Below are 24,104 nucleotides of genomic sequence, written 5' to 3' on the forward strand. Positions count from 1 at the left end.
TCCCGCCTTACGGCGGGAGACTAATTTAACTACTTTTGCCCTTACGGGCGCTATCTAAAACCCAACTATTCAATATTATTACTCTACCTCAACCGTTTATCCGATTCTAGCCCTGTTAATTTCACAGACATTAAAACTAGCGTTATTATTTAACTATAGAAAAACTTTTTACATTGTCGTTATTTTTAGCTCCTTTAGGAGATATAAAAATAAAGCAATGCCCACCTATACACTCACTTCGTGAGCGTGTGGGGTCTACCGACAGTTGCCTGCCGCAGGCTAACACCGTTTCCTTCGGAAACAAGGTCAACGTCAACACCAGAGTTTTTCTTACGAAAAACTAAAACCAACTGAGTCGTATTGGAGATTTATATTTTGGTTTGATATTTAAATTTATTTTGAGGTTGTTTTTATTATATGGCTATTTTTCATCTTGATTTTAAAATTGTGAAACGTTCTGAAGGTAGATCTTCCGTTGCGAAAGCTGCCTATCATGCTCGTACACGTATAACAGATGAAAGAACAGGTGATACCTATGATTATAGTCGCCGTACTGATTTATACGGGCATTTCATATTAGCACCTGTTAATGCTCCAGAACATATTGTTAAAGATTCTACAGCATTGTGGAATGAAGTTGAACGGGTCGAGCGTCAGCAAAATGGTCAAACAGCTCGTTATTTCGATGTTGCGATCCCCTCTGAGCTAACCAATGATGATAAGAAAAAACTTGTCCTTGAGTATTGCCAGAAAAATTTCGTTGATAAAGGCATGATTGCCGACATCGCTTTCCACGATCTCGATAGTGATAATCCTCATGCTCACGTTATGTTGACGTTAAAAGCCATAGGCCCGGAAGGTTTTGGTAAAAAAGAAAGAAGCTGGAACGACAGAAAAATGTCTGTTTTATGGCGTGAATCATGGTCAGCTATGGCTAACAGCTACCTCGCTGCCGCTGGCTCGTCAGAACGTATTGACCATCGCTCTCTCCAAGCCCAGCATGAGGAAGCATTAGAGAAAGCAGCGGTTGCTCTGGACAATGAAGAACAAGTGCTATGGCTTGCTAAAGCCGCTGAAACAAACCGCCCTGCCATGAAGCGTATTCATAGTGGTAAATGGCGAACTAAATTTGCTCAAGAGCAAAGAACCGTAGAACAAGCTGTTCGTGATGCTGCCAAGCAAGAAGCCGTTGAAGTCTACAAGACCTTCAGTGAACTTGATCTTGAAATCGTCGTTGATGCCAGAAGCTTCACTGTAGCTGCTCTTGCTGAACCAGAAGAGATCGTATTACCAGAAACGCGTTCCGGCTCTTCTGCCAATGAAACGCAAAGACCTGTACTTGTAGCACCACCTCATCATACTCGTATGCGAGGTGTTAAATCCTATCGTGATAAAACAAAAGTCAGTAAGGTCGTTGCAGGTAAGAAACCATCAGTCAGTATTTCTGATTCTGGAACAAATACTATCCTGAAAACATCCTCCTCTCAAAACCAAAACAGGGCATCCAGAAGCGCCCCTGAACGTGTTAAGAGGGAACAGGCTATTCCACGTCAGGATAATATTTTTAAACGCCTCACAACTCTTGTCATAGATTTTTTCAAGCAGAAGTTTGTATGGGCTAAAACAGAGAAATCCCAAATTGATCTTGTCAGTAAAGAACATGATAAACGTATTGCAGAAAACTACGTCTTTGACGAGGTGTTAGGCCATCATTTCTCTCGCACTGAATATGAGAAAAAAGCCAAGTTTAACCAAGATGACTTTAAACCAACACCGGATGAGATCAGCCGTTTCCCAAGCCGTCAGAAAAACGAAAAACCGGAAGTGGAACACAGTATGAATTTCGATCCATCTATGTCACATTCCAACAAAGCCCTAAGAATGAGGCCACCAAGACAGCGCGGTTGAGTCCCTAGTAGGGGTTTTGTCATATAGGTTTTTATTGACACTTCAAATTATATATAATTTAATTCTACTGATATGGGTACAGTCCTACTTAGAAAGGAATGAGTATATGGGAAAGGGGTCATTTCAGATATATCAACATTATTTACCAGCAACTTATCTTAGATCTTTCACTTCCAAAGATGCTGGTGGAAAAGAAACGGTATGGGGTTTTGTTAAAAAAGAGGCATCAAAGGCTCAAGTTTTAAAACGCTATGTTCCTTTAAATATTAAGAAAATTTGCGGTGCCGATTTCAGACACACAATATGGTTGCAAGGTGAACGAGATAATGTGATTGAAGATTTATTTGGAATGCTAGAAAAAATTTACCCATCCATAAAATCTATACTAAACTATTATTCACTTAAAAAAGATCTTTACATGAAATTATGTCCAAGAGGATACTTTTTATTTAATTTCACTCCGCCTAATGTTTTTTTCAAAACAAATATAAAACCATATAAATTATTATCTGGATTTTCTGAAATCGATGATTGCGAGATAAAAAACCTGACAATGTTCTTATCTCAGTTTTTATGCAGAAGATTAAAAAAGATTGACAATGAAATTTCACAAATTTTAACTTCCAAAATAAAAGATCTGCCTAATATAATAAAAAAAACCATCAAGTCCAACAATGAGTTAATCCCAGAACATTATGAAATAATAAACAAAAATGATTGGAAAGAGTTATTAAGGACTATCAATGATGGTTCAAAATATCTTCCATTAAGTGAAAGAAAGGCAATGAGAGAAATCAGGAATACATTCTCTAAATTTAATAGGTATTTATTGTATCCATTTTTATCACCTGAATATCTTTATAAAAAAGTAAATGTATTCATTTTCAGACCACCTATAAATCATTCATTAATCTCATGTGATTTCCCGTTTTTTCAGTTGAAAAATAAAACAGGTGAAATAGATTTTACTGCGGATTGCATATTTACTCTATCCCCATATATGGCTATATTATTTACTTCAAAAAAGAGACCACACATCAAAAACCCTAAAAATTTCTCCGATCTAATTTGTAAGAATAATGTCGAAAATGCTGAAAAATACATTTTTTCTAATGAATTAGAAAGATTGAATTTGTTTACCAAACATTTAACTCCTATTGCAAAGAAAATGCCTCCGAAAAAAAAGATCTAACGTAGAGTGTATTAGCTCAGTCCTGAGCTAATACAATCAAATATCTATGGAAAACTTTCAATTTATCGTAGTAATACTTCCATAATAAATTTCTGAGCAATATCCTGTATCACCTTATATTTACCATCCTTCAATGCTGTATGTATCTTCTCTCCCCAGCTTACTTTTCTTTCGACATCTATTTTTCCAAGAGCAGCCAGTCCTTTCGAAGTTAAAACACAATCATAAAATTTACGCAGTCCCGGTCCTAAATCAGGTTCTGAGCAGCGTATATAGCCTTCGTCATAAAGAAACTTGATTGTATTTTTGTATACGATAATAGTTTCTTTCACAGGATTATTTTCAGACGTATGTCCGTTTTTGTTCCATGAACTTACTTCATCGTCATAATTGACCAGAACTCTCTTTTCCTTTTTTAGACCTTCACCTTCAATGAAGAAAGTATCGATTTCTACTGGATTGGGAAAATTTTGATAAAGTATACTCAATACAACAGCAGTACAATTTCTGAACTGGTTAATGTTATCTTCTGTTTGTATCATTTCGGTTCCTTGTAAAATTCGATTTAAAAGTAAGATCAAGTCTCTGTACTTACTTATCCCGATAGCCATTTCCTCAGTAGAGAGATCTTTCATTATATACGAAATACAACCTGATTCTAGTATTATTATTTGACTGATTTTGTTATTAGACTTTGCAATAGCTTTAAATCTTATGATTACACCTGTTCTCTTATGAATAGCAAACGAATAATCATCTTTTTTATGTATTATAATTTCCCCGGCATACACCAGTGGTGACAAAAAATCATCTTCACATAGCTGGTTATAGAGTTCACATTTATCTTTTTTTATTGAGCGTTTATTCATTTCTTAATCCTTCTTGTAATTTAACCTTCTGCAACTCCATTTAATAAATAGAAAAGTAAAGTATACATTCATATATCATGCACAAATATCATATGCAAATTTCATTATCACCATATAAATAAACCACATTTCATGTCAAAATGTGGTTTAAATTTAAAGGTTAATTTACGTTCTTCTTCTGAAAACAACATTATCAGAGAAGATTGCCTTACCAGCTACAAACCCAACAGCCGCGATGATTGGTAGGCTGATAGTAGCTCCCGCCATTCCTGTAGACATTCCGATCAGTATAGACAGGCCGAAGGTCAATAATATAACCACGAAAGCATACCAGCCGGGGTAGACTCCATATAAAACAGTTGCCATGCAACCAGTGCAAACGTGGACGCCCCTCTGACTTTCCTTTAAGCAAAACGGGCATTTGATGATATTGTTTTCCATATTGGCTTCCTTAATTGGCTCTCCAGCCATTGCTGGTTTTAACAAGATTCATGGCACCATCAGCAGGTCCGTTCATCCCTTTCACACCAGAGAATGCGCTTTTGTCCACCCATGATGGAACATCAGTTAATTTCCACGTATAGGTGACGCGAACAACTTTCTGATTACCGTTGCCCGGCTCGGTCCATTCTTTGACTTCATCAACAATACGGCGACCAACACAAACACCTTCTTTGGCATCCCAGATTTTGGCTTGTTTACCTTCCTCTGTTATCCCAACCGTATTGTTATCCCAACCTTTGACAAAGGCCATTAAGCCCTGTTCTACGAGGCCGTCGAGGATCACAGACCCTGTTCCAGTGCCTGTTTCATCAAATCGCGGTTTGGGGAGCTGGACAGGGAATGTGACATTGTTGTTTCTCAGTGAGAAACAGGTTTTCGATTGACCAATCTTCGCGTTGATCGATTTCTCAAAGTCACCTTTTTCGCCACATCCTGATAACAGTGAAGCAAGGCTAATAGCGAATAAAATTTTGCGCATTGTTTTTTCCTTTGATTAATGGCTGATGGTGCCATTGCTCAACACAACCAGACGAACTGGCATATCGGCGTTGTTGACGGTAGCGAACCCACGGACTTCGAAATTGTTTACTGTTCCGGTAACGCTGACTTTCTGGCCGTTCTTATAGGTAAGAACTGCATCATCAATACCAGAGTAGTAATCCAGCCAGACCATCCCGCCGCAGTAGCTGGTATCTGCTGTTTTGAAGAGCAGATAATAGTTAGGGTTAGATTTGGGCATTCCCGTCATCATATCGCTGGCACTTCTGCCCTTCGTAACTTCCAGAACAGTGGCATTGGTGATAGAGATCCTTTTGCCTGTCCATTTCTTTTCTGCTGCCATCGCATTTTCTTCATAGTCTTTGCAGACAGCACCAAGACCAGATACTGGCGATACCGGGCCAAGGCTTTGAGTGGTGGCAATTCCCCCCAGCGCTTTACCTACTGAAGACAACGAAGAACTGATTGCTCCATTAACTGTATTCACGCCATCGTTGAGCTGCTGGCAGCCAGAAAGAAACACCAGAGAGACCGCCAGTGGTAATAAGTTATGTCCTTTCATTTATTCCTCAAGGATTTAGTCAGATTCGTATACCCCAATCCCGGCACACTGACCTACAGATCAGGAGTTATCGTCTAATCAATTGATAGAATTGAATTATTTTTAGTGTTCGTCACATCGTTTAAATCGATCAATACAAAACAAATGATAGCTATAGACTATCATATATAATTTATCGATCGATTATACCAATTAGAAAACCGATCGATAAATCCTTTTTAATCGCCTATACCTATCAATATGAATTTATCGATCGATCTTACAGATCATTTTGCTTGAGTATGTTGGCACTGGCGACTATGCAGGGATGAGATAAAGCAGTAAAACAGCAAGAAGAGAAACAGGCCAAGCTGGAAGCATTCCGTCAGAAGTTGCTGGAAGATGTCATAGACCCAGCAGAGTTGCTTTCAACTGTCAGCCCATCTTCTTCCAAGACCGGAGCGAAACGCGCCCCACGTCCAGCTAATTATAAATACACCGATACCGATGGTTCTGAAAAGACATGGACAGGTCAGGGCCGAAGTCCTCGTGCTATCGCTGCTGCGCTCGAAGCCGGTAAGACGCTTGAAGATTTTGAGAATAAATAGCATTATATGGAAAGCCCCTCCGGGCTTTTCAATATTTATCTATTATAATTAGGAGATTTATATGTTGGGACAAGAACCACACACCACTGATGCAGAAGCCGTTATTGAGATTTTGAAAATATTTTATATGTCTCTTCCTGCCGATGTGAAAAGTACAATCAATTATGAAATTCAAAAAAAAATTAAGGATGAAGACAAGCAGCTTCCCTATAAAGATAAGGGCAGGGCTATTTATCGGGTAGCATCCAAGATCATTCCTGTAGCTAATCTTATTTAGTTATAAGATCCTCAAGCGCTGCTAAGGTTTTAAGTATTTCAGTTCTTATTTTCTCTCTAAGTCTATTTTCAAGGTCTGTAATCGCATCAACTCTCATATGAAAATAGACTTGATACAACTTTTCTAATTTAGTACATATAAATATTAATTCATCATCTTCATTCATTTCACTAATCCTTTATCTAGTTAAACTTTATAAATATCACTTTATAAAGTTATGTCAATGGGTTGAAACCTCGATAATTTCTTATTATTATCTAATATTAAACAATTCATTTATATATTATTTTGTTGCCTGAGTCGATCTTGTTGCATTTGTTTTTAAATTAATTACTAAATATTATCCCAATCTAACGGTTCTTCTGGTGGCACAAGACTTGTGTTCTCCACAGAAGGGATTTCGTTTATACTTTCACTCTTCACTAACCCTTGAGACTTTTTAGCCTGCAATCTTGCGATTATCAAATCTATGTCATCTTGGTTATTAACTTCTTGTATAACTGCTTCAATTGACCTGTTTTTATCTTTAAGTGTGCTATTGCCGCCGGCATTGACGACTATGCTTTCGGATTGTTCTACCATTGCTTCTTTCTTTTTTATAATCTCTGAAACAAAGCGAGCACGATCACCATTGAAGACAATAGCAGGGTTTATGAAATACCAGTTTTTCTCATTGGTTTTAGCAATAATACGTTTTTCGATGAGTTCTTTGATCCCTCTGTAAAAGATAGATTCAGACAAGACAAAGTGATCTATCTTTTCCGCAAGAGACATTGCCTTTTTACAGCTCAGGTAGAAATGATCTTTGCCTATCGCATCCTGATATATTCTTAAAAATATGAAAAACACTTTGTATGCTGTTTTCGTGAGATCAAAGTATGCTTTTATCTGAGAGGTATAGAGTTTAATGAACTCTTCTTTATCGACCTCTTGCGTATGCACGATATTGGCGAAGTAGCTTTTACCTGTATCTTTCTTTTCAATAAGCTCTGTTCCTCTTGAAACAGTAAGATTTTTCTTTCGTGTTTCAATCTTTAGCTCTGTTTCAAAACAAAAAGGATTTAAGCCTAAATCCAAGTCAACTTCCATTTCATTCATCATGTTATTACCTCTTGTTATTTTATTTATAATAAATTAAATACCATGCACAAAATAGATATCAAGTTTTTTTGCATATTTTTTTGCGAAAATATTTCAAAAATCGCAAATAATCCAGTGACGATAATTTAAAGCACTGTCGTTTTTAAGTTAAAAAATGACATAGAAACTGACTGCAAAGTCAGGAAAGCTCACCGTGCAGTCAGGAATACTGACTATAGAGTCAGGAACACTGACCGTACAGTCAGTCGCATATTTTCACTCTAAACCTTATACCGCAAGGGCTACAGGCCGGTTTTTCCTTAATTTAATTTTGCAAGAAGCAAGAGATAATACTTAAGAGGATTAAAAGAAACCGGGCGATTTTATGATCGCCTTGTGGGGTTTCAATATTAAAAATGATTAGTTTTTTCGAGCACAATTTTTATTGCGAAGCATTTCTTTCTATTTCACTAACACCTTTTTTTTGAAAATCACCACCATCTATGAGCTGAAGCTCATGTGCTGACGCACGGCTACGCCCTAACTCTGAAATATGTATTTCTATCTTGATGAGGGCTTTATTGATATCGATTTAAAAGGAGGAAATATCTTTTCCAGAACATTTCATCATCCAGTTATAAATTTGATCCTATGTTTAAACATAGCATTTTATCTTCAAAATATAGCATTTACTCTTAAACGCATAGGAAAACTATATTTAAAGAAGCAGCACCCAGTGATTGTTCAAAACAATCACATTGCTGAAACAGGGCTTGCCCCTGTTAATGATGGATTTATCCATAAAGAATTGCGGCGGAGCCGCTACAACGTAGAGGAAAAACAATTGTACATTTACTAAAAAATCAGCAGCGCTTCTGGATTGTATAAAACAATCACTTGCTGTCCATAACATCAAGTAAAAACATAGCAGAAAAATAGACGGTGCCTTTTAACCGGCACACTCCCCGTTATGGTTATTAAACATATTATAGTATTAAGGAGGTGTAACCTATTATATTTAAATGAGATTTGACGAAAAAAGTTTCCTGTACGGAAATTTAATTTTCTTCTGTGGAAACCGAAGTTTCTTATACGGAAACCAAAGTTTCTTCTGTGGAAACTTTTATATAGTTAAAATCCCCAGAAAGAAGTGAACACTATTTCGCAAAAGTGTAATATTTTTCCTTTTTTCACATTTATTTTTGACAAAATTATATCCTGCATTCAATAGAATAAACATAGTAACAATAAAAGGATAACCGATGAGCATTGATTACAATACTATAATGACCTCCAACAGTGAAGAAGTTGAAGAATATATAAACAGAAATCATTTTACAGACAAGCAGAAACTGGAGATTTACAGTTTTTATAACAGAAACAGAAAAGATAAAATAACCGTAAATGTAAAAAAAGAGAGAAGTTCTGATATTCAACCGGGAATAGCCTATGTTCATGCTTTTCTTGATAATCTGGAAAAGCTAGGAAAAAATATGTCTGGTGCAGAATACACAATAATGATCCGCTTATGTAAGCTCATGCAGCATGGAAACTTCATTGCCAGTATATCTCAGTCGGCACTCGCAGAAGTGCTTAATATGAGTAAGTCGAACGTGTGTAAATGCTGGAAGAAGCTTATAAATAAAGGTATTCTGGTCCTAGAAGGGAAACATACTATGATAAACGCAAATCTCTTCCTGAAAGGCCAGTACAGAACATTAAATGCCACAAGGAAAGAATATGTTAAGAAGTCGCTGAAGACGACCAGTGAAGGCATAGAAGACGTATTCGTCACCGTTTATAAAGATACGATACTTACAAACAAGGCAAAAGAGACAGCACCTAAAGAAGATGATAAACCGTTACTTTCTACTCCAGACGAAGATATTGATTGGGATCCTGTTTCAGAAAATGACCTTTTTGTTGATTATCCTTAATATGTTGGTCAGGAAGAATAAATATAGTTTTCTTCTGAATATTATCATTCCTATTTCTCGGTTATATTTGACACTTACACTATATCTCGTAATATAAATATATCCACTATTTTATTAACGAGGTATATATGAGAAAAGTAAAATTTGACAATGATGATTTAATTCAGTATCTGGACACCATCAAAGCATTAAAACAATATCCAACGATGTCTGAATACAGAGATGAATATCGCAGATTAAGAACCAATGGCTCACCCTTAATTGAAGCAAAACAGTTTAAATCTGCGCACACTGATCTCTTTAGATTAGACCGAAAGAAAAAATCACTGCTCGGAAAATTTATTGAAGAACTTAATCCTATCTGCCATGCATCGGCTATTGCATCCAAGAGCCTTGAGAAGGTTCAGGAATCCATGCTCTACAGAAAAACACTAATAGAAAAAACACCTGATGAACTATTCGCTCTTATCATCAAACAACGTACAGAAGCTGCTCTTGAGTTCCAACGTTCTGTTGAACAGAGTCTTGAGCAACTCTCTAACATTTCGTCAGAGTTCGAACCATCAAGTCAACTACGACGAAAAATGGCCCTATAAATCGGTCCTTCGCTTTTCGTTTGAAATGGTTCTAATAGATTGCACTAATGCTAATATTTACTATATTATTAATATGTTGGTGTGTTTTTAATCGATCATCAGACAATACTGCACACCCTTTCAATCCCCCATTTTAAACGCAGGATGGCATAGTATGAGTGAAGCATTAAAGGTACTGAACAATATTCGTACACTTCGCGCACAGGCTCGTGAAACTGATCTGGAAACGCTGGAAGAGATGCTGGAAAAACTCTCTGTTATCGTGGATGAGCGCCATGAGGAAGAACATGCAGTACTCAAGGAACAAGAACAACGTCAGGCCAAGCTTGAAGCCTTCCGCCAGAAACTGTTAGAAGATGGTATCGATCCTGCGGAGCTACTTTCAGCGGTAGGTTCCACTAAGCCTAAAACCAAATCGACACGCACTCCACGCCCTGCTAAATATAAATATACAGATGATAACGGTAATGAGCAGACTTGGACTGGTCAGGGCCGTACTCCGAAAGCAATAGTGGCTGCTATTGAAGCAGGTAAAACACTGGAAGATTTCCAGATTTAATCTCATTACATTTTTTATTAAAAGCCGCCAATGTAATATTGTCGGCTATGCTTTTCACTTTAATTCTTACGATACGAATATGAGAAAGATATGACTGTCCTATTCGATATAATCTATTCAGATCACCCAAAATCTGCAATTTTTTTTCTGTTTTTCATAGTAGTAAATTTAATCCTATGGGGTTTGAACAAAAAGCACCCGAACAGAAAAGGTGAAAATGATGCTCTCAAAAAACCACTAGTTTTCTTTCTTATTGTTGCTGGAGTCATTTACTTTATTCTGGTTGGTATTTCTGTAGTAGATTATTCCAAGAATAAAAACCCAGTCAGTGATGTTCAGTATAACACTATTAAATAATAGTCTGCCTCCCTCAAGGGAGGTTTTAAGCATAAAAGTAGATGTTCCATACAATGACAAATATGACACTAATGCATGTAATAACGTTAAAGTGTTCATCAAAGTATCGATATAATTTATTATCTTTGAGTGATGACAAGAATCTTACTGTTCTTTTTTTCATTGAAACCTCCTTTCTTATATAGTTACTAATTGAAAACCTCTCACAAGCGCCCTTCAGTCTTCTACTAAAAAGAGTAAGTCTTTTTATATGAACCTCATTTATTTTTTATCAGACTTTATTATTTACATATAACATTGTTCATTAATATGTCAATCAAGTTAAAAATCGAATATAGGTTTCAAAAATTTCAATGCGAGTAGTTTTTAATATAAAAAAATATTTTATCAACTGGCTATTAACTTTTAAGTGTGTTCCGAAAATTCACTTACGTATTCGCTAATAGGTCACTTCATCAGAAACTAGTTTCACCTCATATAGTCAGAGTACGTATTACCGGAATCCATTCCGGTAACACATTTTAGATATACTCATGTATCCCTCTGAATAACATTACTGATATTATCTATTTATGTCCATATCCCAGTCCAACACACTATAATCATCAAAAGATCGTCCCGACTTTATATTTCTTATCAACATATCCTTGACATATAAATCATGAAAAAACATCACCCTTTTTAATAGCTCTGTTATATTTATATATTCATACTTTTCCTTTCCTGTCCCATAAGCAGCCTTGTAATACTCAAACTCAGTTAATACTTCCTTCATGTGAATTCGTAGTGCAAACTCAACAACATCTTCATCATTTACATAAATCATTGCATCATCTTTGTTTACACTTGCCATGCTGTATATCCTGTCCACATACAACATTAGCGTTGCTGAAATGGCGAATATCATTGTTTCATCTTTTTTACACAGATTATCTTTCTTCATCTATATCCTCTTTTCGATTTTTAGTATTTAATAAAAAACAGTTAGTATTAACAAAACACCCAAGCATTACGCACAAGCCGTTCTGCAACCTCTTCAAAGTTGACCTCTGTAAGGTTTCCTTGATTTCCTTCTTGTGTAGTAAACTTCTCAAAGTTATGACAAATATGATTAATAGTGAGCCGTATAAATGCGCTCATAAAATCAGCGTCATCAACAAGGTGCGAAATGCTGTCACTACACATATCTTGCATTGTTTTCCAGCTTGCTTCGAAAGAACGCTTTGCCAGATCATAGAACAGCTCAGTAGATGTATTTTTAATTTCAATATTTTTAGACATAATGATTCCTCATTTTAAAATGATATTTATTGGTTTATTATTTCCAGCCCCATATGCGGGGCTAAACAGGACTATATTTTTGAAACTTATATGCTCATCTTCTTTTATGATTAACACGCAGTGTTATCAATACCACCTCCTTATCAACCATTTTTACTGAATGCCCTTGCTCACAATACTCAGCCCTGACTACTTTTTTAAAAGCTGCACCTGCATTTTTAATGCTCTCTTTATAAATGCCTTCCATGAATGCATCATCTTCCATTAACACATCAACTTCATCGGGACGAATTTCCTTAAGCGTATTTATTTTCATTTCATAGAATAAACTTGCCATATGCATGAAAACCTTCCGGGATTCTTTTATCAGTTTTTCACTCATTTCTCTACCTCTTGATTTATATTACACGCTGTTTATTTGCGCTGATTTCTATTCTTTTGTAATAAAGAACGTAACCATCCCCACTAAAACATTTAATCAAAAACTCATGATAGCTACTTAGTATAGTTTTAACCTCCGGGACTGATATGTGTTTAATCTTTATCTCTTCAGGACTTTCAAACCATTCCTGTAACGTGAGATTCATAATATCCATTATGAATATCTCCCTGTAAAATCCATCCTTCAATTTTTTCAGAAAAGCATCCTCCCTTAGATTGTAATATAAGTAATGTATAAACTCATTGTAGACATTTACAACATCAGTAGCAAAGTTTGCTGTCTCAGCATTACTTGCGGATATTTTAACGGGTATTTCATTCCAGCCTAAACATTTTTCGTTCATATTCACCTCTCTCATTAATAGTTAGTACGATACGCAGAATAAATAACTCTCAGATTCCTTCTCACCTCATCCAAGAACAGATAATATTCTTTCCCTTTATTATCTTTCATTGATTCAGCAAACTCTTGTTTTGTTCGCTCAATCACTTTAGCAATCACTTCTTCAATATAACGTCTGTCTTTAAAATGGCGCTCATAATCATTCCCCATACAATCAATCATGACCTGAAGATGTTTTCTAAAGTTATTTATTGCCATTTCCATAAATACTTCTGTCTCATCATTCGTAACAGTCACCACACAAGGCAGTACGTTTTTACTTTTCATATATTCCCCTTTTGTTTAAAATGTTTGCATTCAGATACGCAGCGAGATTTCGCAATCATTTTTTCAATCCACTCATCAATCTCACTTTCGATAAAGGCAATAGACCTTTCACTTATCTTTACTTGCTTTGGAAATCTTCCAGCCTTTATAAGCTCATAAATCCATGTCCTGCCAAATCCAGTTTTTCTTATTACTTCCGGCAACCGTATAAGTTTCGGGTGTTTTTCTTTATTGGTTTGAATCATATTTACCTCCATTATTTTTCCCGTAATACCTATGATATTTCGTTTTATGGTGTGTTGTTCGATGAGATAATTGTATGGATTTTTCTTGTGATTTAGGAGGGACGTTCAGGGATAAGTTTTTTACGCAGATTTTTGGAATGGGAAAAATAGGGTATGTTCAGTCTTAGTGAATATAGGCGATATTTACATTGCGCAAAACACCGCCTTTTGGAAGATCAGTCCTGATCGGATTGCTCATCCTTACCAAGTTCCGCTCTGATTAGATCCTGAATATTCCAGTGTCTTCTGTCGTCGTATCTATATGTAAAATCGACAAAAGAGCGATAGTGAGCAAGGTTTGTCAGATACTTAACTGCTAGAGGATGATCTGTTGACTTCACCTTATCTACATCACGGATACCGTCTTTAAACTCATCAGGGTATAAAAAGCTGGTCAGTTGTGGCATACCAATCCTGACCTCTTCATCCTGCGCCCAGTACAGCAGGTCCATGATAGGGATAATGTTGTAATCGAGTATTTTTTTAAGGTTGCTGACCCCAAAGCGAAAATCTCTGGCTGGAGGCTCAGGAGCCTGTAGCTGCTGTTTCCACTCAGGAACCATGACTTTCAGGTGATTGATGATTTCTTCGGGTGATGTTTCTGCCAGATTAATTTGAACCAGCATCAGCCCTTCGTTGTTTACCTCGGCTTCCTTCAGGTGGTGCGAGACTTCCATATGAGGTAGGGGTTTTCCTTCCGGGTTAACGTATTTATCGAAAGCCGCAACATAACCCGCCACTTCCCATAGCCCTTGGTGTGTTACAGGCTTGATGGCATAGCTGGAAGATAGTCTTTTTTCTGGTCCACCGAAAACATCACCAAAGACGACTTTACCTTCAATCAACTCTTCGTAATATTTCTGATGCCTATTAAGGTTTTCGGGAGACAACTCAGCCCGATTTTGTTCCATACGATAGGCGACAATCCTGTTCTCTATCTCTTGGAAAAGCTGTTCTACTGTCAAATTTTGCAGGACGCTGTAGTTTTCAATATTGAACCATTCATTAACAGCGCTGGCGATCTCCGCTTTGGTCATGAGGTATCTATCCTTCTGGCTTTACTTATCGCTTTGATATGTTATGAGTAAACATATCGGATTTGGTGGCGGTAATCTATTGAATAGAGCAGGGAAAAGCAGCTGAACAATCAGTCCAGACTTGACAATTGTTCAGTGAGGTTTGGCAGAGTATGTTGTCATAACCAATTGAATATAATTGACTTTATTTGCAATCATGCTTATAAATTGATGGTACATTTGTTGGTATTTTTAAGGTAATTATGATTATTTTACATATTTTTCATATAGTTAATAAAAACTACGATTCCGAGTCCGGGCACCACTAATTCTGCATCAATGCACACTGGTTAAAGGATGAGAACTTTAACGGGTGGTTAATATGGAATCGACTTGTCAAAGCGATAACAGAGTAACTGTTTACTACCGCGACGTTGTAAGTTGAATTCCTCAAAAAGGATGCCTGTGTGACCGCACAGGCGTCCTTTTCTCGATAGCTGGTGGTATTCACAGCAAATCATGCCTGTGTCAAGCTTTGTAAGCTTTTCGTAGCGGTGATATCCGTATGTAAAACAAGCTCCTGTTCTAGTGCTCTTCCTGCTACTCCCATATCCCATTCGATATACTCCATTGTGGTACTGACGTTACGGTGACCCAGCAAATCCTTCACCAGTTTTAGATTTCTGTCCGGGGATTTCATCAACTCCGTGGCAAGTGTGTGACGGAAACGGTGTGAGGAAATATCGAAGCCACTCTCCCTGGACAACCGACGATAGAAGTTACGAAATGACTGCAGAACGTTTTTCTCGTCATAGATGTAATGAGTATTCCGTGGATTGGTGAACCGTTTGACATCAAAAAGCAGGTCATGCTGACCCGCACCTCGCTCGATTGCACGCTTCATGAGCAGCTCTATTCGCTCCCTTAATTGACGAACCACCGGTACTTTCCACTCTCGATGTGTTTTGCTACCTTCAAGTCGAAGTTCGATCCAACCTTGCTCAATGTTCACATCTCTCAGGCGGATGTGGATCATCTGATTGTTACGCATACCGGTATATCGAAATGTGTCTAATACCGTCATCCAGAACCAGGTAGGATAGAGTGCGCACTTTCCCCCCTTCACTGGTTTTCTCTCCTTCTCCCGCTGTTCATACTGTTGCATCACGAGGTAAAGACGGGTCAATTGAGACTTCGTCAATATTCGTTTTTTCTTAGTGTCAGATCGAACTACCGTTCCATTAAAAGGGTTCTCACCGTGCTGAACCAACGCTTTTTTAATACCCAAATTAAATATTGCCCGCAGATGGGCCACCTTATTGTTCCATGTATGTACCGAACGGTTTTTCTCCTTTAACAGATGCCGACGCCAAAGCAACACATCCCTTTGCGTCACCATAGCGGGTGTTATAGTTCCGCCAATAAAACGCGTAAATGTCAGTGCTACTTTCCTATAACTCCATTCCGTTGCTGAACGAAGCTGTTTGGTAAAAAAATATTCCTCGAGCAAGAACTCCCACTCGTCATGCATCTTTTCTTCACTTTTCATTTCATAACCTCGAATGAGTTAATTTATCCACTCACAATCCGTCAGTTTTACCCAACACTTATGAGATTCTCCCTGCATCAAAAAACCACGGGATCACGAGTAACTGACTGTCCTCTGGCACGCGTGTCCCACCATACAAACTATTTGCCTTAATCAGGTAACCATTGATACGGCGATATGTGCCCACCCCCTCAGGCTTTTCATAAAGATGGCCAATAAAGAATCGCTGCCCCTTACGGATCCGATGTCTACCCAGTTTTTCAAATGCTTTTTGGATAGCATTTCGGTCACTACGCTCCAAATTATTTTCTTTGATATACAGATGAAAAATATCTGGAACGCAGAGAAACACGAAACCACTAACAATATGTGCCCTGGAACCTATAGTATTAACAGATATATCACCTTTTTTTATCCCAAGACTCAACCACTGTAGAAAGGCGTTCCCAACATTACTCTCTGCATTCAAAATACCTTCCACGCTATTTTCTTCCAACCCTGGAGCCTTTGATAAATGTTGAGCGTCTAAAATAGTCGTTGTTTCCGTGCTATTTAATAGTTCCGGTTCTATTACGCCTGGTAAAACACAGTCATCTTCAATTACAGTAGTTATGTCATGTACCGACCCCTGCTTTTCTTCAGGAAGGAGGCTCTCTTTCTGAGGGGCGTTTCCCTCTTCTTGGTTATCCAGGCAAGTCGGTACTGACACCTCTACCGCCATTAATGACAACAGAGCCTGCATATCCTCTTCCACACCAGCCACTGTTTCTGGTGCCAGGACCATCTCAGCCAAAGGCTTATCGATGGCCGGCGCATCCAGGGCCGAGCTAAGTAACACTTCCGTGACTAACAGTGTATTTTTGTTGGGCTGATCTAATGTCTCTGCCAGCAGTTGCTCCTGAGCAAGAGGAGGATGGGTACTGCTGACTGCGCTTTGCAAATCAGTCTCGAGTACTGAAGAGGTGGTATTTTCTGTCACCGGTGCCACTGACGGTAAGGCTATTGCCAATGTGTCGGGGTTGGATATCGGCAAAAGCGATACGGCCAAACCATCGCCACGAGCTAGTTTGGCCGCCTCCAGAGTAATATCGTCAATTGCAGGTAATGTGCTCGGTTGCCTGGACGCTATCGTCATCAACGAATGTATCGCTGCCGGTAGTGTTGACAGCCATTCGATAAGCTCTTCAGGCAGCAGCCGTGCCGCAATCATTGCGCTCTGACTTGTGGCCAGGGGCGGGGCTGACGGGGCTGCCCTGAAGCGGAAACGGTAAGATTCACCCGGCACCGTCAAGCCAGGTAACCAGGTGCGGCCACTTTGGAACTCGCCCTGCAGCTGGCTCAACAGCGGCAGGTAGTGCCATAGCGCTGCATAAAACACCACGACATTCCACTGCACATTCTGGGCAGATTGTTCTTCGGGCGCGGCCCCTGGGGGCAACATGTGCCCCTTGGCCAGTCGAACCGCATATGTCGTCGTCTGCAGGGTAACATCGACCAACCCTCCTTCCCTGGCATACTCCCCCTGGGACGCGGCCGGAAGTACCTGCATCAGCGTAACAAGCTGCTTCAAGGGTTGCAGATAGAAATGTTCATAGAGATCTTTGGGCAGTGCGCTGTTCTCCCACAGCTGCTGTAAACACTGCTGACGAGAGGCCGTGCTCAAAAGCTGCTCTGCGGATGCCGGCATAAAATAACCTACAGGATGTTGAGAGGCTGAAATGCTTGCCGTTGGATTTGCCGACATAGCCCGGGTTCCAACCAGCAGTTCTTTGATGGCCTTCAGCATGCCAGACCTCCGGCGAGGTCATTACTCGCGCTGTCCATCAACATCTGCAGCAATTCATTCAGTACCAACATTTGCCGGGCACGAGTCACCGCGACATACAGCAGGTTGGTTTCATCGGTACGTTCGCAGTCGGCCATCAGAGGATCTGTGATATCGGCAAAATCATGATTCAACACCACCACAGGCCACTCCAGCCCTTTGCTTCGATGCGCCGTCGAAACGGTTACCTGAGCCTGGCGTTCATCAGTCACTGCATGCTCGCGCATCACCTGCAGCTTTTGTGGCAGCGGGAAGTACTGCTCAAGCAACCGAAGCCCTTGGTTCATCTCAACATCCCTGGTTGCTCTGGCAACCGACTCAAATTCCTCAAAGTTGCGGTATTCTCGCGCCAGCCGCGAAGATTGCATCCGCTCAGGCATGTCAGCCGAAAAGCAGTAGAGGTCTTCCGGCTCCTCGGTCTTGTAGCCGGCGATACCGCCGACCCAATACACCGTCTTGCCGGCCAGACTGGCATCCAGCGCAGCGCCGATGACTCCGGCCACCGTTCGGCTCAATATGGCAACAGGCTGTCCCTTCACGTCATCAGGTATGCACTCTACAACCCTGTCGTTTCCCCCCTCCCCGACCACAGATAGCGTTTCGCCTTGTCGGGCAAGCAGCATATTGGCCACCTGGGCCACGGCCGGACCAAAGCGGAAGCTGTGAGTCAGGTAAAGTTGATCCGCATCGACCAGCTGCGGGGCATCGAGGGCATTTTCCGCGCCACGGAATCGGTAAATTTGTTGATGCCGGTCGCCGACCAACACCACATCACAGCACTGCGCCAGCACCAGTGACTGCGTCACCGGATTCGCGTCTTGCCCCTCATCAAAAAGGACAGTCTGCCAGCGCCTGGAAAGGTCGGGCTGCGAGAGCTGATACAGCTTGAGGTAAACGTCATGGGTGACAGGGAAAATGCCGTCCTGGCGTGCAGACTCACGCCAGAGCAGTTGCGCCGCTGCCAGGATTTTATCGGGCGACAAACCACTGCGGGCGTCTTCCTCAGGCAAGTGTTGCAGACCCAATTCGCCATCCCCGCTGCAGAGGAAGGCGTTAAAGGTCGTGATGGACGTGCGAGCCAGCGGCCAATGGCGGGTATTGAGTTGACGGGCCACGTCAGTGATCCGCAGGTTGGCCGTCAACCGCTGCTGATAATGGCGCCCGAAGTTAGGCCACGCCAGTTGATGCGACGTCTTACATTCGACGTTGAACGGGAATTTCTGCTCGGCCTCATCCCTGACTGCACGGTTATAGGCCAAATAGAGCATCTTGCAGTTCGGGTTAGCCTGCGCAAAGCGGACCAATGTTGACGTTTTGCCGGTGCCGGCAAACGCTCTGACCACCAGGCGATGGCCGGACCAACCAATGATGGCGGCCTGTTCAGGCGTATCACAATAAGACATAAGCAGCACTCCGTAAACTTGACCGGCGCTTATCCTGCGCAGGTCAGTACGGCAAGCACCACAGAAAAACCTTTTCCCGAAGTCAGCCGTTTTCAGGTTGATAGACAGTTATCAACCCCTCATTGCTGGAGTCTCTTAGGGCAAAAACAATGGGAAAGCCTATACCTCCGAAGGCAATCCCAAAGCCAACAACTCATTATTTTATGGTGTTTTTATCAGGTTTCCCTGGTGCCAAGAACAACGAATATCAGGTGATTTTATTACGGGGCGTTCCGACAATTCACAAAATGCATCCACAAATGAAAAGTCCACCCTCAAGATTATTGCGCATCCCTCCGCATCGTATGGATTACTCCCCAAACGTTGGGTGGGCGCTTTCTCTGGTGTTGTGCGCTATAGCATCACCTGAGCGTTATGCTCTTCCGAAAGAAGATGAACATAACGCTTAGAAGTCTCAGTCAAGCACCGCGAGCCTCCACACTCAGATTCCTTTTTAACAACCACACTGACCCCATGTCAACATAAATGATACTTTTATGATTATATAAATCGTTTTACGATATACAAGGGTGCGATTTTCTTGAATTAAACAACCTGGAGTGTAGAATGATGCCTGTTTTTTAAACCGAAACAGGCTGAAGGTGGGAGATGGTAATCAACAATAAAACTGCCCTGGGGGAAGTCATTGCCAAAGCGATGACGATGAAAGGTATTCCAAAGCAAAAACACATCAGCCATACGAGCCACGTACTGGACATCACAACAGCTGCAGCACAAAAAAAGATGAGTGGCGCCTCAAATTGGGAGGTATCCCAGCTGGTTAAAGTCATTGATTCAATCGATATGAGGATGAGTGACTTCTTTGATATATATAGTTATTCAATAAATGAAGTGCATGATGCTATCTGGAATGATGGCAAGACCAATATTAAATGCAAGATATATCTATCTAATGTGATCGCTAATGATGCAACTGAATATTCTGCCTTAAAAATTAATGATGAATGGGTTGTTTTTCATACTAGCGATATAAAAGATGATGTTTTATTTGATTCGAAACGCAACATTGAAATGATTCAATTATATCCTCAGAAGCAAAATGAGGAAAAACACCGAATCGCAATTCTTGATGATGACAAAAATATCGTTGACAGCCTCAAAGAAATCATCGTAAACAATGAGTATCTGGTTGATGCCTTTTATGATATTGAGTCATTAGAGGAGAGCCTGAGAAATAACCCATATGATGCCTATATTTTGGATTGGGTTGTTGGGACAAAAACCGTTTTCAACACAATTAAAGAGATAAGAAAAGCGGAAAATAATAACGCCATGATACTAGTACTTACTGGGCAACTATCAGGGATCGTAGATAGCGAAATCGCAAGTGCTATAAATGATTATGATATAACAGGCCCTCACGAGAAACCTATAAGGGCCAGTGTGATAAAATCATTGGTAGATAAACACTTTCCCATGTGAATCATTATGAATGATAATTTACTGACCTATACAGGAAGTCTATTGCTTGATGGAAGATACATAGTGTCTCCCTATGGGGTGGGTAAAGAGAATCCGTGTGGGGAAATCTCCCCTTTGAAAGACTCTATTATTCATAATAATGCAATCAGTAAAATATCAGTTGACTATTCAAAAGTAAAAAACCTCACCATTATCAACGGACTAGGGGTAACCCTGGGTGATTCCGTTGTAGGTATATCAGCACTACATGTAATAAAGAAAATCAATCCAAACATCGTCATCAAAATCATACGCCCTGAAAACTGCCCTGACTATGTTAACGAAGTTTATACGCTCGCAAAGCATATAATAGATGACATTTCCTACATGCCGTTTGAAATTACCAGGGCTACCGATGCAGATCTAGTCATAGATATCGGAAATCAACTATATTGGAAAGATTTCAATACACTGGAAATGCATGACTTCTTTTTAAGGAGTCTAGGTATAGAACACAGCCAAGTGTCAGCCTGTTTAAAAATTAACTCATGGCTGAAAAAGGCACCTCTTGAAAATTTAAATTTGGGCGAGTATGTTCTTTTCTGCCCATACGCTAGTACAAAAATAAGAAGCATACCCAAGAAATATCATAAAAAAATAATATCTTATCTAAGTGATAAATTTAGGGTTAAAGTTTTAGGATTCAGTGACGTCAATCATGATAATTACGAAGACATCACTGAATTATCTAAAAACACAACTTGCTTTACGTCCATCATTAAAAATGCGAAACACCTTTACACTTGTGATTCTGCAGCTTTGCATATTGGCGCGGGGTTTAGAATACCCACCACCAGTATTTTCACAACAGTGAGACCTGAACTCCGTAGCTTATACTATGATAACTGTACCTCTATATATATAGGAAATAATAAAACCGAGGGGATACATAACAGTGAGAATGTATTCTTACTCAACTTGATCGATAAGGAATTTGAGGATTATTATGCGTAAATTAACATCACTAATCTTATCTCTTTTTGTTTTTTTATTTATTAACGCCCCCTCTTTCGCAAAAACAGGAGATATCTACATTGATGGAGACATAACTCAAAAAAACTATGGGGGTGGATACATTTTATCAGCAAAAGAGTTCAACACGCTGGAAAAAAACCACATAAAGACGACAACTTCCTGGACTGTTCCGGGACGCGTTGTTGATTTTGAAGGCGTAAAATTCAAAGACTTGCTGAAACTTGTTGGTGCTCGTGGGAAAACGTTAAGAATGAGGGCATTAAATGATTACTGGGTCGATATCCCAGTCTCAGACATAGAACAATTCGACATTCTGCTGGCAAACAAAATGGATGGTAACCCTCTGAAAGTTAGAGACTTTGGGCCATACTTCGTCATTTACCCGATGGACAAATTTTACGATAAGCTTAATAGTCCTACTTTTCAAGCCCGTCATATTTGGCAGGTCAGCGGCATAACGGTATTAGAAAAATGAAACTGAAAAGGCTTATTATTCAATACTTATTAGTTTTCCTGGTGCTAACGGGTGGATTTGTGTGGATGTATGAACAGTACTTCTCCACAAGCCATAATATGAACTCAGCGGGACCTCAAGAGAACTACGCCTGGGCAATCGCTAAATTCACGATCAGGCTAGCAGGATTTAATGCAAAAGTTGAGCGCCAGCTTCGGTTAGGTAACAGCGATAAAGAAGAATTACAAACCGAACTTGACCTCCTATTCTCAAGCTCAAATGTGCTGTTGCTTAAAAGCGTTTCAACTAGATATTTATATGAAGAAGCTGGCTATGCCAAAACGGTAGAGCAAATAAATGCCAACCTTGAAAATATCGACACTGAACTAAATAAACCAACCCCTGACTATTCGATCATACTTAAAAACATTGAATTAATAGGTCAAGAAAACAAAGATCTAGTGGTAATATCTGACCATGCAGAGGTCAGGCAAAGAAACATAATTCAGCAGGACTACATCGACAAAGCTAACTCAATGAAGTTTCCAATTGCCACACTGTACTTCCTATTTTTGCTGATGCTTTTTATTTCATATCGACAAGTAAAGTCAATTAACAATCAATTAGAGTCCGAAAAGAAATCATTCAACAACAAAAACGCGTTTCTTGGCGTGCTAGGCCACGAGTTGAGAACTTCACTTCAGGCAATAATTTCGTCGGTTGAGGTGATTATTCAGAAAAAAGATTCTACAGCATTCGACCACTTTGAGCGATTAGAGAATGCTGCCATGAAAATGGAACGTCAGATGAAAGACCTCGCTGAGTTCGCCAAAGTAGATAATGGCAATGTTGAAATAAAAAAATCATCCTTTAACTTACGTAAAGTTGTCCATGACACTGTCGAGCAAAGCATTTCCATCTTAAACAAGCAGAATGTTAGTGTAAGCATAGATAACATTTCAGATACATATATTAAAAGCGATCCGTCAAGGGTCATGCAAATCATAGAGAATATTGTCACCAATGCCATAAAATATACTGAGAATGGTCGCGTGCAGATAAATGCAACCATCCACGATAAGTCCAGGTTGGTCATCACAGTCAAAGATACAGGCCAAGGAATTCCGAAAGACAAAGTTGATACAATATTTTACCCGTTCATCCGTGTTGGAAATGATAATAAAACCCCTGGTTTTGGGATAGGTTTGGCTATTGTTCATGGTGTTGTTAAAGCTATGAGCGGAACAATTGATGTAAAAAGTGACATCGGAAAAGGAAGCACATTTACAGTGTCATTACCCATTGAGTTTTCAACACCTGAAGATATTGACATTACTACTGATATGGAAGATGAATCCTTCTCAGCTAAAGGCATCAGCATTTTAATTATCGATGACAATGAAATGGCATGTGAAGCACTGGTATCAATTCTTCAAAGTGAATTTACAGTAGAGTATACGACCTCTCCTGAAAGAGCTTTGAAAAAATTATATAGAAAATCATTCGATCTTGTTTTGAGTGATCTACAAATGCCTATTATCACAGGTGACGAGTTGTATAGAATGGTCAAGGAAAATAAAGGCCCAAATAAAAGCACGCCATTCATTTTTATCAGTGCATATACGAACGAAAGCCCCATTAAAGATGTTGAATTTCTAACCAAGCCAGTGAGATTGAATGACATTAAAAAAGCCATAAAGTCAGTGCTGGCAAAGGATTTAGACTCATAAAATACAACCCGAAATTTATACGGGATAAA

The 24,104-nt window shown here is 39.5% G+C and carries 27 protein-coding genes and 1 pseudogene; 12 read left to right on the forward strand and 16 right to left on the reverse strand.

The window, feature by feature from the left end; all coding sequences use genetic code 11:
* The first annotated feature begins 417 nt into the window (after window positions 1-417).
* Entirely contained in the window at window positions 418-1,908 is a 1,491-nt protein-coding gene (gene mobQ, locus C3F38_RS23735; protein ID WP_103767423.1) for a MobQ family relaxase, read from the forward strand.
* Between the two features lie 106 nt (window positions 1,909-2,014).
* Entirely contained in the window at window positions 2,015-3,100 is a 1,086-nt protein-coding gene (locus tag C3F38_RS23740) for a DUF4238 domain-containing protein (RefSeq protein WP_103767424.1), read from the forward strand.
* Between the two features lie 62 nt (window positions 3,101-3,162).
* On the opposite strand, the gene C3F38_RS23745 is transcribed toward C3F38_RS23740, so the two are convergent.
* From C3F38_RS23745 to C3F38_RS23760, 4 genes are all read right to left on the reverse strand, one after another.
* The gene (locus tag C3F38_RS23745) at window positions 3,163-3,969 is read right to left on the reverse strand and encodes a hypothetical protein (RefSeq protein ID WP_103767425.1); all 807 of its coding nucleotides are present in this window, start codon (window positions 3,967-3,969) and stop codon (window positions 3,163-3,165) included.
* A gap of 165 nt (window positions 3,970-4,134) precedes the next feature.
* Window positions 4,135-4,410 carry a hypothetical protein gene (locus C3F38_RS23750; protein ID WP_103767426.1) on the reverse strand — a complete coding sequence of 92 codons (276 nt, stop codon included), beginning with the start codon at window positions 4,408-4,410 and terminating at the stop codon, window positions 4,135-4,137.
* A 10-nt stretch (window positions 4,411-4,420) separates the two neighbouring features.
* The gene (locus C3F38_RS23755; protein WP_047406832.1) at window positions 4,421-4,951 is read right to left on the reverse strand and encodes a membrane lipoprotein lipid attachment site-containing protein; all 531 of its coding nucleotides are present in this window, start codon (window positions 4,949-4,951) and stop codon (window positions 4,421-4,423) included.
* Between the two features lie 15 nt (window positions 4,952-4,966).
* A complete protein-coding gene (locus C3F38_RS23760; protein WP_103767427.1) occupies window positions 4,967-5,533 on the reverse strand; it encodes a hypothetical protein in 567 nt (188 codons plus the stop codon).
* 317 nt (window positions 5,534-5,850) lie between these two features.
* Between C3F38_RS23760 and C3F38_RS23765 the strand changes: the two are divergent.
* Both C3F38_RS23765 and C3F38_RS23770 read left to right on the forward strand, forming a co-directional pair.
* Window positions 5,851-6,120: pseudogene (locus C3F38_RS23765) on the forward strand (H-NS family nucleoid-associated regulatory protein); the annotation flags it as partial.
* 61 nt (window positions 6,121-6,181) lie between these two features.
* Window positions 6,182-6,397 carry a hypothetical protein gene (locus C3F38_RS23770; RefSeq protein WP_103767428.1) on the forward strand — a complete coding sequence of 72 codons (216 nt, stop codon included), beginning with the start codon at window positions 6,182-6,184 and terminating at the stop codon, window positions 6,395-6,397.
* Here C3F38_RS23770 and C3F38_RS26300 read toward each other — a convergent pair.
* Both C3F38_RS26300 and C3F38_RS23775 read right to left on the reverse strand, forming a co-directional pair.
* The gene (locus tag C3F38_RS26300) at window positions 6,390-6,563 is read right to left on the reverse strand and encodes a hypothetical protein (RefSeq protein WP_158251921.1); all 174 of its coding nucleotides are present in this window, start codon (window positions 6,561-6,563) and stop codon (window positions 6,390-6,392) included. The genes C3F38_RS23770 and C3F38_RS26300 overlap by 8 nt on opposite strands.
* Before the next feature lie 167 nt (window positions 6,564-6,730).
* On the reverse strand, window positions 6,731-7,495 hold the full coding sequence (locus C3F38_RS23775; RefSeq protein WP_047413302.1) for a hypothetical protein: 765 nt from the start codon (window positions 7,493-7,495) through the stop codon (window positions 6,731-6,733).
* A 535-nt stretch (window positions 7,496-8,030) separates the two neighbouring features.
* On the opposite strand from C3F38_RS23775, the gene C3F38_RS23780 reads away from it, so the two are divergent.
* From C3F38_RS23780 to C3F38_RS23800, 4 genes are all read left to right on the forward strand, one after another.
* Entirely contained in the window at window positions 8,031-8,336 is a 306-nt protein-coding gene (locus tag C3F38_RS23780; protein ID WP_103767429.1) for a hypothetical protein, read from the forward strand.
* A 403-nt stretch (window positions 8,337-8,739) separates the two neighbouring features.
* Window positions 8,740-9,414 carry a hypothetical protein gene (locus tag C3F38_RS23790; protein WP_103767430.1) on the forward strand — a complete coding sequence of 225 codons (675 nt, stop codon included), beginning with the start codon at window positions 8,740-8,742 and terminating at the stop codon, window positions 9,412-9,414.
* Between the two features lie 128 nt (window positions 9,415-9,542).
* Window positions 9,543-10,010, forward strand: coding sequence for a DUF4756 family protein (locus C3F38_RS23795; protein WP_103767431.1), 468 nt, complete (start codon window positions 9,543-9,545; stop codon window positions 10,008-10,010).
* Between the two features lie 154 nt (window positions 10,011-10,164).
* Window positions 10,165-10,569, forward strand: a complete 405-nt coding sequence (locus C3F38_RS23800; RefSeq protein ID WP_103767432.1) for an H-NS family nucleoid-associated regulatory protein — start codon at window positions 10,165-10,167, stop codon at window positions 10,567-10,569.
* 919 nt (window positions 10,570-11,488) lie between these two features.
* Here the strand turns inward: C3F38_RS23800 and C3F38_RS23810 are convergent.
* The 10 genes from C3F38_RS23810 to C3F38_RS23855 form a co-directional block, all read right to left on the reverse strand.
* Window positions 11,489-11,869 (reverse strand): hypothetical protein, encoded by a 381-nt coding sequence (locus C3F38_RS23810; protein WP_103767434.1) that lies wholly within the window; start codon window positions 11,867-11,869, stop codon window positions 11,489-11,491.
* A 47-nt stretch (window positions 11,870-11,916) separates the two neighbouring features.
* Window positions 11,917-12,207 carry a hypothetical protein gene (locus C3F38_RS23815; protein WP_000041809.1) on the reverse strand — a complete coding sequence of 97 codons (291 nt, stop codon included), beginning with the start codon at window positions 12,205-12,207 and terminating at the stop codon, window positions 11,917-11,919.
* Between the two features lie 94 nt (window positions 12,208-12,301).
* Entirely contained in the window at window positions 12,302-12,589 is a 288-nt protein-coding gene (locus C3F38_RS23820; protein ID WP_103767435.1) for a hypothetical protein, read from the reverse strand.
* A 16-nt stretch (window positions 12,590-12,605) separates the two neighbouring features.
* A complete protein-coding gene (locus C3F38_RS23825) occupies window positions 12,606-12,992 on the reverse strand; it encodes a hypothetical protein (RefSeq protein WP_103767436.1) in 387 nt (128 codons plus the stop codon).
* Window positions 12,993-13,006: 14 nt separating this feature from the next.
* Window positions 13,007-13,318: a hypothetical protein gene (locus C3F38_RS23830; RefSeq protein WP_049101087.1), complete on the reverse strand. Its 312-nt coding sequence runs from the start codon at window positions 13,316-13,318 to the stop codon at window positions 13,007-13,009.
* Window positions 13,315-13,563 (reverse strand): AlpA family transcriptional regulator, encoded by a 249-nt coding sequence (locus C3F38_RS23835; RefSeq protein WP_000616796.1) that lies wholly within the window; start codon window positions 13,561-13,563, stop codon window positions 13,315-13,317. Before C3F38_RS23835 ends, C3F38_RS23830 begins: the two co-directional genes overlap by 4 nt.
* 215 nt (window positions 13,564-13,778) lie before the next feature.
* Window positions 13,779-14,639 (reverse strand): DUF6387 family protein, encoded by an 861-nt coding sequence (locus C3F38_RS23840; RefSeq protein ID WP_104456928.1) that lies wholly within the window; start codon window positions 14,637-14,639, stop codon window positions 13,779-13,781.
* Window positions 14,640-15,135: 496 nt separating this feature from the next.
* Complete coding sequence (locus C3F38_RS23845) at window positions 15,136-16,167, reverse strand: site-specific integrase (RefSeq protein ID WP_080479032.1); 1,032 nt, start codon at window positions 16,165-16,167, stop codon at window positions 15,136-15,138.
* A 58-nt stretch (window positions 16,168-16,225) separates the two neighbouring features.
* Complete coding sequence (locus C3F38_RS23850; protein ID WP_055316115.1) at window positions 16,226-17,953, reverse strand: TraI domain-containing protein; 1,728 nt, start codon at window positions 17,951-17,953, stop codon at window positions 16,226-16,228.
* Window positions 17,947-19,395, reverse strand: a complete 1,449-nt coding sequence (locus tag C3F38_RS23855; protein WP_055316116.1) for a UvrD-helicase domain-containing protein — start codon at window positions 19,393-19,395, stop codon at window positions 17,947-17,949. The genes C3F38_RS23850 and C3F38_RS23855 overlap by 7 nt, the downstream gene beginning before the upstream one ends.
* Before the next feature lie 648 nt (window positions 19,396-20,043).
* Between C3F38_RS23855 and C3F38_RS23860 the strand changes: the two genes are divergently transcribed.
* The 4 genes from C3F38_RS23860 to C3F38_RS23875 are packed head-to-tail and all read left to right on the forward strand — an operon-like array spanning window position 20,044 to window position 24,075.
* The gene (locus C3F38_RS23860) at window positions 20,044-20,877 is read left to right on the forward strand and encodes a helix-turn-helix domain-containing protein (protein WP_103767438.1); all 834 of its coding nucleotides are present in this window, start codon (window positions 20,044-20,046) and stop codon (window positions 20,875-20,877) included.
* 6 nt (window positions 20,878-20,883) lie between these two features.
* Window positions 20,884-21,870, forward strand: coding sequence for a glycosyltransferase family 9 protein (locus tag C3F38_RS23865; RefSeq protein ID WP_192802297.1), 987 nt, complete (start codon window positions 20,884-20,886; stop codon window positions 21,868-21,870).
* Window positions 21,863-22,366, forward strand: coding sequence for a molybdopterin-dependent oxidoreductase (locus C3F38_RS23870; RefSeq protein ID WP_055317715.1), 504 nt, complete (start codon window positions 21,863-21,865; stop codon window positions 22,364-22,366). Before C3F38_RS23865 ends, C3F38_RS23870 begins: the two co-directional genes overlap by 8 nt.
* Window positions 22,363-24,075: a hybrid sensor histidine kinase/response regulator gene (locus C3F38_RS23875; RefSeq protein ID WP_103767439.1), complete on the forward strand. Its 1,713-nt coding sequence runs from the start codon at window positions 22,363-22,365 to the stop codon at window positions 24,073-24,075. The genes C3F38_RS23870 and C3F38_RS23875 overlap by 4 nt, the downstream gene beginning before the upstream one ends.
* Window positions 24,076-24,104 lie beyond the last annotated feature (29 nt).

The organism is Serratia sp. SSNIH1 (assembly GCF_002935055.1).
GTDB classification, from domain to species: domain Bacteria; phylum Pseudomonadota; class Gammaproteobacteria; order Enterobacterales; family Enterobacteriaceae; genus Serratia; species Serratia nevei.